The organism is Azoarcus indigens, from assembly GCF_004361735.1.
Lineage (GTDB): Bacteria > Pseudomonadota > Gammaproteobacteria > Burkholderiales > Rhodocyclaceae > Azoarcus > Azoarcus indigens.
This window is the reverse complement of record NZ_SNVV01000001.1, coordinates 64,399-79,195: the sequence shown is the minus strand read 5'-3', so window position 1 is coordinate 79,195 and position 14,797 is coordinate 64,399. Positions and strand designations below refer to the sequence as shown.

15 protein-coding genes are annotated in these 14,797 nt (G+C 67.4%); 7 read left to right on the top strand and 8 right to left on the bottom strand.

Features of this window, described 5'->3' with window-relative positions; all coding sequences use genetic code 11:
- Nucleotides 1-259: 259 nt before the first annotated feature.
- Nucleotides 260-3,424, bottom strand: a complete 3,165-nt coding sequence (gene putA / locus C7389_RS00385; protein WP_133587252.1) for a bifunctional proline dehydrogenase/L-glutamate gamma-semialdehyde dehydrogenase PutA — start codon at nucleotides 3,422-3,424, stop codon at nucleotides 260-262.
- Nucleotides 3,425-3,505: 81 nt separating this feature from the next.
- Here putA and ylqF point away from each other — a divergent pair, with 81 nt between their 5' ends.
- Nucleotides 3,506-4,423 (top strand): ribosome biogenesis GTPase YlqF, encoded by a 918-nt coding sequence (gene ylqF / locus C7389_RS00380; protein WP_133587250.1) that lies wholly within the window; start codon nucleotides 3,506-3,508, stop codon nucleotides 4,421-4,423.
- Nucleotides 4,424-4,558: 135 nt separating this feature from the next.
- On the opposite strand, the gene C7389_RS00375 is transcribed toward ylqF, so the two are convergent.
- The 4 genes from C7389_RS00375 to C7389_RS00360 all read right to left on the bottom strand — a co-directional run bounded on the left by C7389_RS00375 (nucleotide 4,559) and on the right by C7389_RS00360 (nucleotide 6,326).
- Entirely contained in the window at nucleotides 4,559-4,861 is a 303-nt protein-coding gene (locus tag C7389_RS00375; RefSeq protein ID WP_246034582.1) for a hypothetical protein, read from the bottom strand.
- Nucleotides 4,862-4,863: 2 nt separating this feature from the next.
- Complete coding sequence (locus tag C7389_RS00370) at nucleotides 4,864-5,499, bottom strand: YitT family protein (protein WP_133587248.1); 636 nt, start codon at nucleotides 5,497-5,499, stop codon at nucleotides 4,864-4,866.
- Nucleotides 5,500-5,673: 174 nt separating this feature from the next.
- Complete coding sequence (locus C7389_RS00365; RefSeq protein ID WP_133587246.1) at nucleotides 5,674-5,907, bottom strand: DUF2789 domain-containing protein; 234 nt, start codon at nucleotides 5,905-5,907, stop codon at nucleotides 5,674-5,676.
- Nucleotides 5,908-6,029: 122 nt separating this feature from the next.
- A complete protein-coding gene (locus tag C7389_RS00360) occupies nucleotides 6,030-6,326 on the bottom strand; it encodes a DUF6156 family protein (protein WP_133587244.1) in 297 nt (98 codons plus the stop codon).
- 180 nt (nucleotides 6,327-6,506) lie between these two features.
- Here C7389_RS00360 and yiaA point away from each other — a divergent pair, with 180 nt between their 5' ends.
- Nucleotides 6,507-6,947, top strand: a complete 441-nt coding sequence (yiaA, locus tag C7389_RS00355) for an inner membrane protein YiaA (protein WP_133587242.1) — start codon at nucleotides 6,507-6,509, stop codon at nucleotides 6,945-6,947.
- Between the two features lie 67 nt (nucleotides 6,948-7,014).
- Here the strand turns inward: yiaA and C7389_RS00350 are convergent, their stop codons facing one another.
- Nucleotides 7,015-8,181: a mandelate racemase/muconate lactonizing enzyme family protein gene (locus C7389_RS00350; RefSeq protein WP_133587240.1), complete on the bottom strand. Its 1,167-nt coding sequence runs from the start codon at nucleotides 8,179-8,181 to the stop codon at nucleotides 7,015-7,017.
- A 127-nt stretch (nucleotides 8,182-8,308) separates the two neighbouring features.
- On the opposite strand from C7389_RS00350, the gene C7389_RS00345 reads away from it, so the two are divergent.
- The 4 genes from C7389_RS00345 (at nucleotide 8,309) to C7389_RS00330 (ending at nucleotide 11,018) form a co-directional block, all read left to right on the top strand.
- A complete protein-coding gene (locus C7389_RS00345) occupies nucleotides 8,309-9,250 on the top strand; it encodes a LysR family transcriptional regulator (protein WP_133587238.1) in 942 nt (313 codons plus the stop codon).
- Nucleotides 9,251-9,441: 191 nt separating this feature from the next.
- Complete coding sequence (locus C7389_RS00340; RefSeq protein ID WP_133587236.1) at nucleotides 9,442-10,176, top strand: dinitrogenase iron-molybdenum cofactor biosynthesis protein; 735 nt, start codon at nucleotides 9,442-9,444, stop codon at nucleotides 10,174-10,176.
- A gap of 10 nt (nucleotides 10,177-10,186) precedes the next feature.
- Nucleotides 10,187-10,453, top strand: a complete 267-nt coding sequence (locus C7389_RS00335; protein WP_133587234.1) for a hypothetical protein — start codon at nucleotides 10,187-10,189, stop codon at nucleotides 10,451-10,453.
- Nucleotides 10,454-10,817: 364 nt separating this feature from the next.
- Nucleotides 10,818-11,018 (top strand): SlyX family protein, encoded by a 201-nt coding sequence (locus tag C7389_RS00330; protein WP_133587232.1) that lies wholly within the window; start codon nucleotides 10,818-10,820, stop codon nucleotides 11,016-11,018.
- Nucleotides 11,019-11,030: 12 nt separating this feature from the next.
- On the opposite strand, the gene C7389_RS00325 is transcribed toward C7389_RS00330, so the two are convergent.
- Both C7389_RS00325 and C7389_RS00320 read right to left on the bottom strand, forming a co-directional pair.
- Nucleotides 11,031-12,989 (bottom strand): peptidase U32 family protein, encoded by a 1,959-nt coding sequence (locus tag C7389_RS00325; RefSeq protein ID WP_133587230.1) that lies wholly within the window; start codon nucleotides 12,987-12,989, stop codon nucleotides 11,031-11,033.
- A gap of 139 nt (nucleotides 12,990-13,128) precedes the next feature.
- Entirely contained in the window at nucleotides 13,129-13,485 is a 357-nt protein-coding gene (locus tag C7389_RS00320; RefSeq protein ID WP_133587228.1) for a VanZ family protein, read from the bottom strand.
- Between the two features lie 131 nt (nucleotides 13,486-13,616).
- On the opposite strand from C7389_RS00320, the gene C7389_RS00315 reads away from it, so the two are divergent.
- Entirely contained in the window at nucleotides 13,617-14,750 is a 1,134-nt protein-coding gene (locus tag C7389_RS00315; RefSeq protein ID WP_133587226.1) for a PQQ-dependent sugar dehydrogenase, read from the top strand.
- Nucleotides 14,751-14,797 lie beyond the last annotated feature (47 nt).

Here is a 14,797-nt window from a genome sequence, read left to right as displayed (position 1 = left end):
GGTTTTAGGGCCGCAGCCCGGGATTGCAGGAACGATCAAGAAACGTGATCGAGGGAATCAGACCGGAAGGGTTCGCGGAACGAACACGCGGAGAAGGACCACCAGGAAATCCACTACTTGAATCGACTGCGCCGCCACAATACACGCTTTCCGGGGGAGGTGGGGATTTATTTAACGGCACGGGTTGGAAAGATGTATCAGTACGTGTCACGGGGGTTTGCGGGGCGTGGCGATTCCATTTGGATGGGCTCTGGCATGCTCATCCAAGGTCCGGATCAGTGGCGAGAAGGTCCGTATTGCCCCCGGCTGCGGTGGTGTCTATCGAGAGCGTACGCTCTGTTGCGAAACGCAGCAGGTAATGAGGGCCGCCAGCCTTCGGGCCCGTGCCTGAAAGTCTTTCTCCGCCAAAGGGTTGGCTGCCGACGACCGCGCCTATGATGTTACGGTTCACATAGGTATTTCCCACTTTCAGCCGGTTGCGGATGTGGGCCACCGTATGGCCGATGCGGCTGTGGATGCCGAGGGTGAGGCCGTATCCGGTGGCGGCGATGGCGTCGCACAGCGCGTCCAGTTCGTCCGGCTGCCAGCGCAGCACATGAAGTACCGGCCCGAAGACTTCGCCCTGCAGACGGACGACGCTGTCTATCTCCCAGGCCTGCGGAGGAAAATAGGTGCCTGCGGAGGTACGGGCCGGGTCCAGCGCGCACACGTGAACGGGGCGGGCATGTGCCTGCAGGCCGCGGACGTGCCTTTCAAGCGCGGCACGGGCTTCCTCGTCGATGACCGGGCCGACGTCGGTGGCCGGATCTTCTGGTGAGCCAATGACCAGTTCCGCCATCGCGCCGGCCAGCATGGTGATGACGCGGTCGGCGATGTCGGCCTGCAGGCACAGCAGGCGCAGCGCCGAGCAGCGCTGGCCGGCGGAATCGAAGGCGGAAGCAAGGGCGTCACGGACAATCTGCTCTGGCAGCGCGGTGGAGTCGGCGATCAGCGCGTTCTGGCCTCCCGTCTCGGCAATCAGCGGCACTAGCGGCCCATTGCCCGCAGCCAGACGGCGGGCGATGTCGCGGGCCACAGTGGTGGAGCCGGTGAAGGCGACCCCTGCGCAGCGCGGATCGGCGACCAGTGCGGCGCCGACTTCGCCCGCGCCCGGCAGCAGGTGCAACGCGCCGGCAGGGATGCCGGCCTCGTGCAGCAGCCTGACCGCGGCCATCGCGGTCAGCGGCGTCTGCTCCGCCGGCTTGGCGATCACCGTGTTGCCGGCGGCCAGCGCGGCTGCAACCTGCCCGGTGAAGATGGCGAGCGGGAAATTCCATGGGCTGATGCAGACGAACACGCCGCGGCCTTCCAACTGCAGGCTATTGTTCTCGCCGGTGGGGCCGGGCAGTGGCAGTGGGCTGCCGAAGTGCTGCCGCGCCTGCTGGGCGTAGTAACGGCAGAAGTCGATTGCCTCCCGCACTTCGGCCAGGGCGGCCGGCAGTGTGCGGCCGCCTTCGCGGACGATGAGGGCGATGAAGCCCGGCATGCGCTCCTGCAGCAGACCGGCCGCCCGTTCCAGCGCAAGCGCACGTCTGGCCGCTGGCGTGGCGCTCCAGGAAGGGAAGCCGCGGGCTGCCGCATCCAGGGCGCGAGCGATGTCTTCCTCGTCGGCGAACACGGTGCCGCCCACCACATCCTCCCGGTTTCCCGGCGCCCGGTGGGCGCGAGGCTCACCTGGGCGCAACTGGCCGTCGATCAAGGGGCAGGCAACGTGTGGTGTGCCGCGGTCGTCCTGCACCGCGTGGCGCAGGCTCTCCACAGTGGGGGCGTCGTTCAGGTCCAGGCCGGCACTGTTTTCCCTGGCCAGGTAGAGGTCGCGCGGCAGCGGCAGGCCAGGATTGCGGGCCTGGCCCGCAAGCAGATGGGAGGCAGCGCGCTCTATCGGGTCGGCGAGCAGGCTATCCAGGGGCAGGCTGGTGTCGGCGGCCTGGTTGACGAAGGATGAGTTGGCACCGTTCTCCAGCAGGCGCCGCACCAGGTAGGCCAGGAGATCCTCATGGCTGCCGACGGGCGCATAGACGCGGCAGGCCCGGTTCCAGCCGTTCTCGCCCACGATGCGCTCGTACAACGCCTTTCCCATGCCATGAAGGCGCTGGAACTCCCAGTCGCCGCCGGGCGGCGCCGAGGCCGCCAGTTCCGCGATGGCGGCCACCGTGTGGGCATTGTGAGTGGCAAAAGCGGGGCGGAAGGCGACCGGGTCGGCCAGCAGCCTGCGGGCGCAGGCGAGGTAGGAAACGTCGGTGGCGCTCTTGCGGGTGAACACCGGATAGTCGGGCAGGCCCTGTTCCTGGGTGCGCTTGATCTCGCTGTCCCAGTAGGCGCCCTTCACGAGCCGTACCGGGAGTTGGCGATGGCTGCGGTGGGCGAGGTCGGCCAGCCAGGCTATCAGCGGCAGGGCGCGCTTCTGGTAGGCCTGCACTGCCAGTCCGAGGCCGCTCCAGCCGCTCAGTTCGGGTGTGCAGCACAAGGCCTCCATCAGGTCCAGCGACAGTTCCAGCCGCTCGCTTTCCTCCGCGTCTACGGTGAGGCCGATACCCTGCTCCCGGGCGCTGCAGGCGAGTTCCAGCACCCGTGGCAGCAGTTCGGCGATCACGCGTTCGTGCTGCCGCGGCTCGTAGCGGGGATGCAGCGCCGAAAGTTTGACCGAGATGGAAGGCGCCGCATGCAGCGGGGTACCGGGGCGGACGCTGGCGCCCAGGGCGGCGATGGCGCCGGCGTAGGCGTCGAAGTAGCGGCGGGCGTCGGCGGCGCTGCGGGCGGCCTCGCCCAGCATGTCGTAGGAATGGCGCCAGCCTCGTTGCTCGGCGTCTGCCGCGTGGCGCAGTGCTTCGGCGATGTCGCGGCCGAGCACGAACTGCCTGCCCAGCAGGCGCATGGCGCCGGTTACTGCCTCCCGCACCAGCGGCTCGCCGGCACGGGCGGCCAGCTGGCGCAGGCTGCGGCCGAGGCTGGAGGCGCTGGTGTCTTCATCTTCGTCTTGGCGGAGCAGGCGCCCGGTAAGCAACAGCGCCCAGGTGGAGGCGTTGACGAAGGGATTTGAAGAGGCGCCCAGCCGGCTGCCCCAGTCGGCGTCGCCCAGCTTGTCGCGGATCAGGCGGTCGCGGGTGGCGGCGTCGGGCACCCGGAGCAGCGCTTCGGCGAGGCACATCAGGGCAATGCCCTCCCGGCTGGAGAGGGCGTGGGCGTGGAGGAAGGCGTCTATGCCGTGGCCCTCCGCGCCGGCGTTGCGCACCGCTTCCAGCAGCGGGCGAGCGCGGCCCGCAATGCGCTCGCTGGTCAGTGGATCGACGGCGGCGACGGCGAGGCAGTTGCGCAGGGCCTCGGCTTCGTCGCAGCGGTGGGCTTCGCGTAGGCGGTCCCGCAGCATCTGACTGTCATCCTTCATCGTCACGCCTCCTTGCGGTGGGTGCGGCGGCCGAGGCCTACTGGGAGATAATGCGCCTCCCGTCCCCGTTTTGGATCAGAAATGCCCATCCAGTGGTTCCCCGGTCACATGAACTCGGCGCGTCGCAATGCGGCGGAAAGCATGGCCGCGATAGACGTCGTCATCGAGGTGACCGATGCCCGTCTGCCGGAGGCGAGCAGCAATCCGATGATCGCCGAACTGCGCAAGTTCCGGAACCGCCCCTGCCTCAAGCTGCTGAACAAGTCCGACCTCGCGGACCCGGCGGCGACCCGCGCCTGGATGGACTTCTACAACGCCCAGCCGGATGTGAAGGCGGTGCAGATCTCGGCCAAGAACCCGGCCGAGGTTGCCCGCATCCCGGCGCTGTGCCGCAGCCTGGCGCCGCACCGCGACGACGGCACCAAACCGCTGCGGATGATGATCATGGGCATCCCAAATGTCGGCAAATCCACGCTGATGAATGCGTTGCTCAAGCGCAAGGTGGCCAAGGTGGGCGACGAGCCCGCGGTGACCAAGCACCAGCAGACGCTGGACCTGGGCGCCGGCATGACGCTGACCGACACCCCCGGCCTGATGTGGCCGAAGATCGACTATGACGCCGACGGCTACATGCTGGCCGCCAGCCACGCCATTGGCCGCAACGCGGTGATCGACGAGGAGGTGGCGGCCTTCCTGGGTGAGGTGCTGCTGGCGCGCTATCCGAACCTGCTGGCGGCACGTTACAAGATCAAGGTGGAAGGGATGGATGGCCCGGCGCTGGTGGAAGCCATAGGCCGCCGCCGTGGTTGCCTGGTCAAGGGGGGCGGGCTGGACCTGGAGAAGGCAGCGCAGATCCTGCTGGTGGACTACCGCAGCGGTGCGCTGGGCCGGATCAGCCTGGAAACGCCGGAGACGCGGGCGGCGATGGTGGAGCGGCAAGCCGCCGAGAAAGCAGCGCAGGAGGCTGCGGCACAGGACGAAGGCGAAAGCGGGGCGTGAAGCACCCCGGCCGCCTTGACCGCCGCCGGCCTGGTGCTCCCCAATCCCGCTTGGCAGGCCGCATGGCCGCCCCGGTGGCGGTCATGCTGGCGACTTTGTATTACTCCCGGCTGCCGTAGCAGGTCGGATTCTGGGTTATCCGGATCCGGCTTCTGGTGCGGAGGGTGTGCCTGAGGCAAGCGCCGGTACTGTTGCAGCCATTGGCGCCGGCGATGGCTTCTGCTCCTCGTCCGCCGGCCGGATCTCCACCCAGCGCAGCCATTGCCCACAGGCGTTGCGTGGCCCGCGCGGGGAGCCATGCCACGGGCCTTCGCGGCAGGGGCCGCGGTTGTCTTCGCTGTCCAGTTCCACGCTGAAGCCGTCCGCGCCCAGATTGCGCTTGCCGCCCCAGCGGTTGCAGGTCGGGCAGCGGCGCAACTCGGCGATCTGCACGGCCATGCCTACATTCCGAAGTAGCGGCCGGGGCGGTGGTTGACCGCGATGACGAAATTCACCGCAACCGCCCCCAGCACCGACAGCCCCACCAGCGGTAGATCCACCACGAACAGCGCGAGGGAGAGGATGGCGAGGTCGCAGGCCATCTGCACCCAGCCGGCGCGCCAGCCGCGGGTCTGCTGAAGGTAGATCGCCAGTACGCCGATGCCGCCCAGGCTGGAACGGTGGCGTATCAGCATCAGCAGGCCGGTGCCGGACAGCAGGCCGGCCATGACAGCGGCGAAGGCCGGTTCCACGTGGGCAACGTCGATCAGCCGCGGCAGCCAGTCGGCGCACAGCGACATCAGCAGGATGGTGAAGAAGGTCTTGAAGGTGAATTCCTTGCCCAGTGCGCGGTAGGCGAAGACGTAGAAGGGCAGGTTCACGAAGAAGAAGACGATGCCGAAAGGCAGCTTGAAGGCGTAATGGATGACGAAGGCCAGCCCGGCGGTGCCGCCGGTGATCAGGCCGGCTTCTCGGAACAGGGTCACCGCCAGCGCGAGGAAAAGGGTGCCGACCACCAGCCCTTGAGCATCATCCAGCAGGCTGTGACGAGGGATGAGGGGCGCGGAGGAGGAAGGTGGGGCAGCGGGTTCGGACATGAAGCGGGCGCAGGGTAGGAGTGGCGCGATGATAGCGTTTGCGCCCTGCTGCGGCGCAGCGGAATTGCCGCAATACCGATCAGCGCAACAGGGCTTGGGCGTGAGCCGGAGGGGCTTGGCCGGGAAAAGGAGGTTGGCGGCGCATGGCCGCCGAAGCCGGGAGAGGCGGCTTGCTCAACCGCGCAGGCGGGTATTCAGTTGGTCGACGATCTCCGCCCAGTCGGCGTCCTCGCGGATCTCATCGCGCAGGAAGGCGGCCTGGGCGGGCGTCCAGAAGGGCGCTTCGGCAAGGGGGATGTTGCCGGGCAGCGGCGAGTGCTCGGCGATGAAGCGGTCTATGGCTGCGCCATCGGCGGGAAGTCCCAGCTGGGCGAACAGGCTGCTCATCGGATGTAGGGGCGATTCCATGGCCTTCTCCTTGTGGTTGGGGAGGCTCGCCGCCGCGCCATTCCGAAGGGGCCAGGCGCACCGCGCTGAGGGACGCCGGACCCGTCGATGTCGGTCGATTTCCTCGGGGACGAAGGCGAACTTCAGCAGGGCTGGCCGTCGGTGCCGAACTCGAGGACGGTGACTTCCTCGTCGGCATCGGTGATCTCGGCCTGCCTCAGCGCGCCATTGCCGTGGTACGCATAGCGGTGGGCGAGCTCCACCTCACCATACACGATCTTGTCGAAGCCCGTCAGCCGCGCCTCGGCGTCGAAATAGCCGCGGAAGTAGGTGTTGCGGTTGTCGAGTTCGGCTTCGGTGAGTTCGTTGACCAGCTTGAAGGGTAGCTTGACGCCGCTGTAGGTGACGAAGTGGCGGGTGGTGAGGGAATCGCTGCTCATGACCATATCGGTGAGGTGGTTAATAAGCCCGAGATCTTCGCACAGCACCAGCCGTGAACAAACAGGAGCAGCCTGCCGCCCGCACGGTGGAGGCGGAACGGATCCGCCCGCGCAAGAAAATCTTCGCAGGATTTTGCAATTGGCATATATTTGGCGTTTGTCATAAAGGCGGAGATTGCCATGGCGGTTCAGCAGCAGCTTCACAAGCCCACCGGTGCCTTTGTCGGTGCTTCCTGGGCGGTACTCTTCATCGGCACGTTGGCCTATCTGATCGGCCTGTGGAATGCCGACATGCAGCTCAACGAAAAGGGTTATTACCTGACCGTGCTGCTCTACGGCCTGTTTTCCGCCGTGTCCCTGCAGAAGACGGTGCGCGACCGCATGGAAGGCATCAGGGTCACCGGCATCTACTACGGGCTGTGCTGGACGTCTTTCGGACTTGCGGTGCTCCTGCTCTCCATCGGCCTGTGGAACGCAACGCTGGCGTTGAGCGAGAAAGGCTTCTACGCGATGTCTTTCGTGCTGAGCCTGTTCTCGGCGATTGCCGTGCAGAAGAACGTTCGCGACCTTGCGAACATGGGCGACGACGACGAAGCGGTCCTGGCGGACGTCGAAGCCTGAAAGCGGCGATGCGCGGGCGGCGGGTGGCCGTCCGCGCATGCATGATTTGTGGTCGTGCCGTTATCGATCAGCTTGCCAGGGCGCGCATCTCGACGATGAGATCGGACTTGCCCTCGAAGCCGATGCCGGGCAGTTCGGGCATCTCGATGTAGCTGTCGACCACCTTGACGCCATCGGGGAAGCCGCCGTAAGGCTGGAACAGGTCGGGGTAGGACTCGTTGCCGCCCAGGCCCAGGCCGGCGGCGATGTTGAGCGACATCTGGTGGCCGCCATGCGGAATGCAGCGGCTGGGCGACCAGCCATTCTCCTTCAGCATCTCCAGCGTGCGCAGGTATTCGACCAGGCCGTAGGACAGCGCGCAGTCAAACTGCAGCCAGTCGCGGTCGGCGCGCATGCCGCCGTAGCGGATCAGGTTGCGTGCGTCCTGCATCGAGAACAGGTTCTCGCCGGTGGCCATCGGCCCTTCGTAATGGTTCGCCAGTTCGGCCTGCAGGGCGTAGTCCAGCGGATCGCCGGCTTCCTCGTACCAGAACAGGTCGTACTGGCTGAGGGCCTTGGCGTACTCCACCGCGGTCGGCAGGTCGAAGCGGCCGTTGGCGTCCACCGCCAGCTTGCAGCCGGCCGGCAGGATGGAAAGGATGGCCTCGATGCGGCGCAGGTCCTCGGCCAGCGGCGCGCCGCCGATCTTCTTCTTCACCACCTTGTAGCCGCGGTCCAGATAGCCGCGCATCTCGCTCTTCAACGCTTCCAGGTCCTGCCCCGGGTGGTAGTAGCCGCCGGCGGCATAGACGAACACCTTGCGATTGGGCGTGCCGTTGCCGTACTCGTCGGCCAGCAACTGGTACAGCGGCTTGCCGGCGATCTTGGCTACCGCGTCCCACACCGCCATGTCGATGGTGCCCACCGCCACCGAGCGCTCGCCGTGGCCGCCGGGCTTCTCGTTGGTCATCATCGTCGCCCAGATCTTGTGCGGGTCGAGGTTGTCGCCGGCGTCGTTGATCAGCGTTTCCGGCGCCGCTTCCAGCAGGCGCGGGCGGAAGCGCTCGCGGATCAGGCTGCCCTGGCCGTAGCGGCCGTTGGAGTTGAAGCCGTAGCCAATCACCGGCTTGCCGTTGCGGATCACATCGGTGACCACCGCCACCAGACTCAGCGTCATCTTGCTGAAGTCGATGTAGGCGTTGCGGATGTTGGATTTGATCGGCTTGGCGACTTCGCGGATGTCGACGATCTTCATTGCGCTGCTCTCCTTGGGTTGGGCCTCGCCGGCGAGCGCCGTGCGGGGGTAGATGGCGGCATGTTATTGAATTCCGGAAAGGATAGAATCGAGGAAGATTCAAATCATTTAGTCGTTAAAGTTAATAATGGAAGCGACTTCCGAACTGGCCTTCTTCGCCCTGCTGGCCGACAAGGGCTCCTTCACCGCTACCGCCCGCGAACTCAACCTGACGCCGCCGGCGGTGAGCAAACGGCTGGCGCAGATGGAGCAGCGCCTGGGCGTGCGCTTGCTCAACCGCAGCACCCGGCGGGTGAGCCTGACCGACGAGGGCGAGCTTTACCTGGAGCACGCCCACCGCATCCTGGCGGACATCGAGGAGATGGAGCTGTCGCTGGGCAATCGTGCGGCGGCGCCCAAGGGCCTGTTGCGGGTGAATGCGACGCTGGGTTTCGGCCGCACCACCATCGCCCCCATCGTCTCCGACTTTGCCCGCCGCCATCCGGAGGTGGAGGTGCAGCTGCAACTCACCGACGCGCCGCTGGACCTGGTGGCGAGCGGCTTCGACCTCGGCATCCGCTTCGGCGAACTGCCGGACAGCCGGCTGGCGGCACGCAAGCTGATGTCCAACCGCCGCTTCCTGTGCGCTTCGCCGGCCTATCTCCAGACGCGGGGCGAGCCGCAGACGCCGGCCGAACTCGCCGCCCACGCCTGCATCCTGCACCGCCAGAACGACGATGCCTGGGGCACCTGGCGCCTGTCGCGCGGCCGGCAGACGGAAACGGTGAAGGTGCGCGGCACCCTCGCCAGCAACGATGGCGACGTGGTGCTGGGCTGGGCGCTGGAGGGCCACGGCATCCTGATCCGCTCCGAGTGGGACCTGGCGAAGTATCTGGAAAGCGGCCGCCTGCGGGTGGTGCTGCCGGACTGGACCTTGCCGGCGGCGGACCTCTACGCCGTCTATCCGGCCCGCCGCAACCTGCCGGCCCGGGTGCGCGCCTTCGTCGATTTCCTGTCGGCGGCCTTTGCCGCCGAGCCGCTTCCCGCCAGCTCGGCGGCCGACAGGCGCGTTCGTCGCTCGCAGGCCTGATTGGCGTATTGCGCGACGGCACGGGCGGTGGATTGTCGAGAAGCCGACAGCTCCAGCGCGGCGGAGCACGCGGCCGTAGGCGGAGAAAACGCATTGAATCAAGTGATTGGCTGCTAAGTTCCGCTGCCCTCGAGCTGGCACCCAATCTGCAGAGGCAAGGGGAAATTCCCGACGAAGAGGAGCCTTGCCCCATGGAACAGAGCCTGCCACCCATCACCCGCGACGCCGCGCTGCGTGTCGCTCTTGCCGCCCGTGCGCTGCCGGGCATCAGCCTGCCGCAGTTGATCGACGTACTGCAGAACCGCCTCGGCAGCGACCACATCGACGTGGACGATCTGCGCACCGTTACCGTCACCGACCTCAAGACCGCTTTCGCCAGTGCCGATGGCGAGGAGGACGGCGAAGACATCGGCATCGGCCTGGAAGCGATGAAGCTGGCGGTGCGCATTCTCTGGGGCGACTCAGAAGGCGAGGCGCTGCCACCGATGCTGGCTTATGAAGAGGGTGACATGCCCGGCTCGGTGCGGGTGGCCCTGGCCTCTGACAGCGGCGAGGCGCTAAACGGCCACTTCGGCTCCTGTGTGCGCTACCTGGTCTACCAAGTCTCCACCACCGAGGCGCGGCTGGTGGACATACGGGACGCGCTGGAGGCGGACTTCGCCGAGGACAAGAACGGCTTCCGTGTGCAGCTCATCTCCGACTGCCATGTGCTCTACGTGGTCTCGGTCGGCGGGCCGGCGGCGGCCAAGGTGATCAAGGGCGGCATCTATCCGATCAAGCGCATCGAGGGCGGCGAGGCGGCGGTGGTGCTGGCCGAGTTCCAGCGCATGATGACCGACTCGCCGCCGCCCTGGCTGGCGAAGATCCTCGGCGTCGCCGCCGGCCAGCGTCTGAAGAACTACAGCGCCGAGCTGGTCGAGGAGTAAGGGGGCGGCCATGGCGGAAAAGGACTACCACGCCGTCGTCACCGACCTGATCGCCAACGCGATCAAGACCTCCAAGGTCACCGGCGAAAACGGCCGCATCACCCGCCTGGTGGCCGGCAGCATAGGCCGCTTCGCCGCCGAGTTGCGGAGCAGCGACCAGGCGGACGAGGCTCGCGCGCTGATCGAGCACGCCAGGGAATTGCTGGATGCGGGCGATGGCGCGGAGATCGTGCCATCGCTGACGGCGGCAGTGGCGGCGCTGGAGGGGACGGCTTAGCGGCGATATAGGCTTGGATGAGCCGCTTGGTGGTGAGGACGGCGCGCTTTTTTCTCAGGAGGTGATAGGAAGGAGAGGCGCGGCGCTTCTCCCTCTCCCCTTGAGGGAGAGGGGGCGCCCCGAAGGGGCGGCTCGACGCCAGTTCAACCGCTGTTCCCCCTCTCCCCCGCGAGGGGAGAGGGGAAAAGAAGTGCCACGCGCTCTCTGGGTAGTATCGGCTCTGGCGAACCGCGTGCCCTCCTGAGGGGGGCTACCGCCAGTTCGGGTCTCCCGGCCGGTCAGTAAACAAGCCGCGAGCCCCTGCGGCGAAGGGCTAGAATCCCATCCCCGCGAGCATGCTCGCCGTCTTGACCTGATACCCGCAATGGAAGACCGCCTGGAACGCCTGGAATCGAAGTTGATGTACGCCGAGGACCAGGTCGAGGAGTTGAACCGCACCGTTTACCGCCAGCAGCAACAGATCGATCTGCTGCAGCAGCAATTACGCCAGCTGGCCCAACAGGTGCAGTCCGCCCAGCCGGCCGCGCGCCTGCGGCCGGAGGACGAAATTCCGCCGCACTATTGATTCACAGGAGCGTCACTGCGGCGCACGGGCGCCGCTGCGGCGGCCGGCGGGGAAGAAGTCCACCTTCTGCGCCGGCACGCTGTCGTGCAGCCGCGCCACATGCTTCTTCAGCCGGCCGACCACATGCATCTCGCAGCGCTTGCAGTCGAAGCGCAGCGTCAGCGTTTCGTTGCCGTTGATCAGCGTCATCGGCTCCGGCCGCACGCCCTTCACCTCCTTGGGGCAGAGATTGAAGCTGTAGCGCAGGCAGTGCTTGGTGATCATCAGTGAAACGTCGTCCCGCTCCTCGTTGGCCTCGTAGGCGGCGTCTATCAGCTTGACGCCGTGCCTGGCGTAGAAGGCGCGTGCCTTGTCGTTGAGCACGTTGGCGAGGTAGGAGAGGGCGTCCTGCGGGTAGGGCGCCGGCGGCTCCACCGCAGCGCGGCGCGGCGGGCGCGGATGGGAGGCGAGGCGGGCCGCCTCCAGCCGGCTACAGGCCTCGCGGCGCAGGCCATTGAGCACCGAGGTGGGCAGGAAGGGGGCTCCGGCCACATCCAGCACGATCCCGCTTTCGGCAAACATGGTGCCGCCCAGGCGGCCCAGGTGCTCGCGCAGGCCTTCCAGGGCGCGTTCCGGCTGGCGGGCTGGCTCACGCTTGGCGACCACGGTGGCACAGGCGCTGATGCCGTCCTCGTCGGTGGCTTCCACGCCATAGCCGTCCTCGGTGTCGTAGAGGCGCAGCCGGACCTTCACCCTGCGCTCGGCGGACTTCTTCTCCAGCATGCGTTCGAAGGCATGGTCGTGGTTGCGGAACACCGGCGTGCCGGGCACCAGGTCGGCGGGCAGGGGCTCGGAGGGGAACACCCGGTCCATGCCGTCCGCCTGCGCTTCCGCGCTGTTCACCCGCAGGCCCACCAGTTCACCTTTGGGGTCGTAGTAGGCCAGGCCGTCGCCGTTGTGTACCGGCGCGGTGCGCTCGATGTCGAAGTAGCGGCGCTGGCGGCTGTCTATCTTCACCACCCGGCCCAGCGCCTCGCCGACGAACTTGGGCGACTCGAAGGCTTCGATGCCGTGCTGGCGCTCGTTGGCAAAGTAGTCGGTGTAGCCGCGGTTGAAGGTCTTGTCCGGCTGCGGGGTGAACAGGAACTCGCAGCGGCCGGAGGAAGCGCGGCGGTAGTGGCCGCCGGAGGCATCCACGAGTTGGTCCAGCAACTGGCGGTAGTGGGCAGTGATGTTCTTGACGTAGGAGAGGTCCTTGTAGCGGCCCTCGATCTTGAAGGAGCTAACGCCGGCGTCGGCCAGGGCACGCAGGTTGGCGCTCTGGTTGTTGTCCTTCATGGACAGCATGTGCTGGTCGCGGGCGAGGATATTGCCATCCTTGTCGGCCAGGTCGTAGGGCAGGCGACAGGCCTGGGAGCATTCGCCGCGGTTGGCGCTGCGGCCGGTGTGGGCGTGGCTGATGTAGCACTGGCCGCTGAAGGCCACGCACAGGGCGCCGTGCACGAAGTACTCGAGCTGGCAGTCGGTGGCGGCGGCGATCTTCTGCACCTGGTTCAGGGTGAGCTCGCGCGCCAGCACGATCTGGGAGAAGCCCACGTCCTGCAGGAAGCGCGCCTTGTCCGCGCTGCGGATGTCGGTCTGGGTGCTGGCGTGCAACTGGATGGGCGGCAGGTCCAGCTCGAGCAGGCCCATGTCCTGCACGATGAGGGCGTCGGCCCCGGCCTCGTACATCTGCCAGATCAGGCGGCGGGCGTCTTCCAGTTCGTCGTCGCGCAGGATGGTGTTGAGGGCGACGAAGACTTCGGCGTGGTAGCGGTGAGCGTGGGCGCAGAGGCGCTCGATGTCTTCCAGCGTGTTGCCGGCCGCTGCCCGCGCGCCGAAGGCCGGGCCGCCGATGTAGACGGCGTCGGCGCCATGGTTGATGGCTTCGATGCCGAAATCGGCGTTTTTCGCCGGGGCAAGGAGTTCCAGGATGCGGCGGTTCTCGGGCATGGCTGTAGGGGGCGAGCGTGGAATCGTTATGGCGCGCAATGATACCGCCGTGGGTGGGCCGGGAAATCGCCGCTTTGGCCGGAAATGGCAAGAGACGGACGAATGGCCCTGGCCGCGCTGGGTTTCGGCACTCCGCTTTTCAGGCCGCGCCAGGGGTCGGGCGGCGGCGCCACATCAGCGCCGGCAGCAGAACGGCGACCCCCACTGCATCGGCCAACCAGTCCCACGGATCGCCCATGCGGTAGCCGGTGAAGGACTGCGCGATTTCGATGGCGGCGCCGTAGGCCAGCAGGGCTAGGGCGAGGCGGCCGGCATGTTGCGGCCAGGCAGCCAGGCCGAGCAGGGAGAGTGTGGCGAACACGCCGGCGTGCTCGATCTTGTCCTGCCAGGAGACAAATTGAACCAGATCGGGCGTCGGCAGCAGGGCGAGGACGAAGACGGCAACGAGGGCGGCGGCAAAGGCCAGGCGCAGGACGGTGGCGAATCTGTCGGGCATCGGTGCGGTTCCGTGAGGGAAGGGGAGGGGCAGCGGCCGAACTATCCGGCGGGGCGGGCTGTCCCTTGCGGGTGCCGAGATTATCGCCGGTCGCGCCCATCCTGCCGATACGCAATGAAGTGGAGAGGAACATGCCCAGACCACCCCTGCTGCCCGCACTCGCCGTCGCCCTGTCCGCCGCCTTCGCGCTGCCTGCCGCTCACGCTCAGAACCCTGCCACCGGTGGGCAGGCCATCAAGGCGGTGGAGGTGGCGCGGGGGCTGGAGAACCCCTGGGCGCTCGCCTTCCTGCCGGACGGCCGCCTGCTGGTGACCGAGCGGCCGGGGCGGATGCGGCTGGTCGGTGCGGACGGCAAGCTCTCCGCGCCCATCGCCGGCGTCCCCGAGGTCTATGCCCGCGGCCAGGGCGGCCTGCTGGATGTGGTGCTGAGCCCGGACTTCGCCCGCGACAGCACCATCTTCTTCAGCTACGCCCAGCCCGGCGCCCAGGGCGCCCGCACCGCGGTGGCGCGCGCGAGGCTGGATACGCAGGCGCTGCGGCTGAGCGAGGTGAAGGTGATCTTCGCCCAGCGCGACCAGCTCTCCGGGGCCAATCACTGGGGCTCGCGCCTGGTGTTCGGCCGCGACGGCCGCCTCTTCGTCACCCTGGGCGACCGCTACAGCGGCCGCGACAAGGCGCAGGACCTGGGGAGCCACCTGGGCAAGATCGTGCGCATCGAAGCCGACGGCAGCGTGCCGCAGGACAACCCCTTCGTCGGCCGTCAGGGCGCCTTGCCGGAAATCTGGTCCTACGGCCACCGCAACGTGCAGGGCGCGGCACTGCATCCGGTCAGCGGCGAGCTGTGGATCAACGAACACGGCCCGCAGGGCGGCGACGAGCTGAACCGGGTGCTGCCGGGCAAGAACTACGGCTGGCCGGTGATCACTTATGGACGCGAATACGTCACCGGCTCCCGCATCGGCGAAGGCACCAGCCGCGCGGATGTGGAACCGCCGCAGCACCAATGGACGCCGTCCATCGCGCCATCCGGGCTGGCCTTCTACACCGGCGACGTGTATCCGGCCTGGAAGGGCAGCGTGTTCAGCGGCGCGCTCAAATTCGCGCTGATATCCCGCATGCCGCTGGACGGCAACACGGTGCAAGGCGAGGAGCGCTTGCTGCAGGGCGAAGGCAAGCGCATCCGCGACGTGCGCCAGGGCCCGGACGGCAAGCTGTGGGTGCTGGACGACAGCGACGGCCGCGTGCTGCGGCTGGATCCCGCGTGAGGTCTTTTGCTGCCAGGCTGGGCGCGACGTACGTTGGGGGTTCTGAA

What these genes read in the sequence shown, in the direction of transcription:
- yiaA (WP_133587242.1), top strand. Translation starts at nt 6,507, where the DNA reads ATGGCGGTTCAGCAGCAGCTTCACAAGCCCACCGGTGCCTTTGTCGGT.
- C7389_RS00345 (WP_133587238.1), top strand. Translation starts at nt 8,309, where the DNA reads ATGGAAGCGACTTCCGAACTGGCCTTCTTCGCCCTGCTGGCCGACAAG.
- C7389_RS00360 (WP_133587244.1), bottom strand. Translation starts at nt 6,326, where the DNA reads ATGAGCAGCGATTCCCTCACCACCCGCCACTTCGTCACCTACAGCGGC.
- C7389_RS00330 (WP_133587232.1), top strand. Translation starts at nt 10,818, where the DNA reads ATGGAAGACCGCCTGGAACGCCTGGAATCGAAGTTGATGTACGCCGAG.
- C7389_RS00325 (WP_133587230.1), bottom strand. Translation starts at nt 12,989, where the DNA reads ATGCCCGAGAACCGCCGCATCCTGGAACTCCTTGCCCCGGCGAAAAAC.
- C7389_RS00375 (WP_246034582.1), bottom strand. Translation starts at nt 4,861, where the DNA reads ATGGCCGTGCAGATCGCCGAGTTGCGCCGCTGCCCGACCTGCAACCGC.
- putA (WP_133587252.1), bottom strand. Translation starts at nt 3,424, where the DNA reads ATGAAGGATGACAGTCAGATGCTGCGGGACCGCCTACGCGAAGCCCAC.
- C7389_RS00315 (WP_133587226.1), top strand. Translation starts at nt 13,617, where the DNA reads ATGCCCAGACCACCCCTGCTGCCCGCACTCGCCGTCGCCCTGTCCGCC.
- C7389_RS00350 (WP_133587240.1), bottom strand. Translation starts at nt 8,181, where the DNA reads ATGAAGATCGTCGACATCCGCGAAGTCGCCAAGCCGATCAAATCCAAC.
- C7389_RS00340 (WP_133587236.1), top strand. Translation starts at nt 9,442, where the DNA reads ATGGAACAGAGCCTGCCACCCATCACCCGCGACGCCGCGCTGCGTGTC.
- C7389_RS00365 (WP_133587246.1), bottom strand. Translation starts at nt 5,907, where the DNA reads ATGGAATCGCCCCTACATCCGATGAGCAGCCTGTTCGCCCAGCTGGGA.
- ylqF (WP_133587250.1), top strand. Translation starts at nt 3,506, where the DNA reads ATGCCCATCCAGTGGTTCCCCGGTCACATGAACTCGGCGCGTCGCAAT.
- C7389_RS00335 (WP_133587234.1), top strand. Translation starts at nt 10,187, where the DNA reads ATGGCGGAAAAGGACTACCACGCCGTCGTCACCGACCTGATCGCCAAC.
- C7389_RS00320 (WP_133587228.1), bottom strand. Translation starts at nt 13,485, where the DNA reads ATGCCCGACAGATTCGCCACCGTCCTGCGCCTGGCCTTTGCCGCCGCC.
- C7389_RS00370 (WP_133587248.1), bottom strand. Translation starts at nt 5,499, where the DNA reads ATGTCCGAACCCGCTGCCCCACCTTCCTCCTCCGCGCCCCTCATCCCT.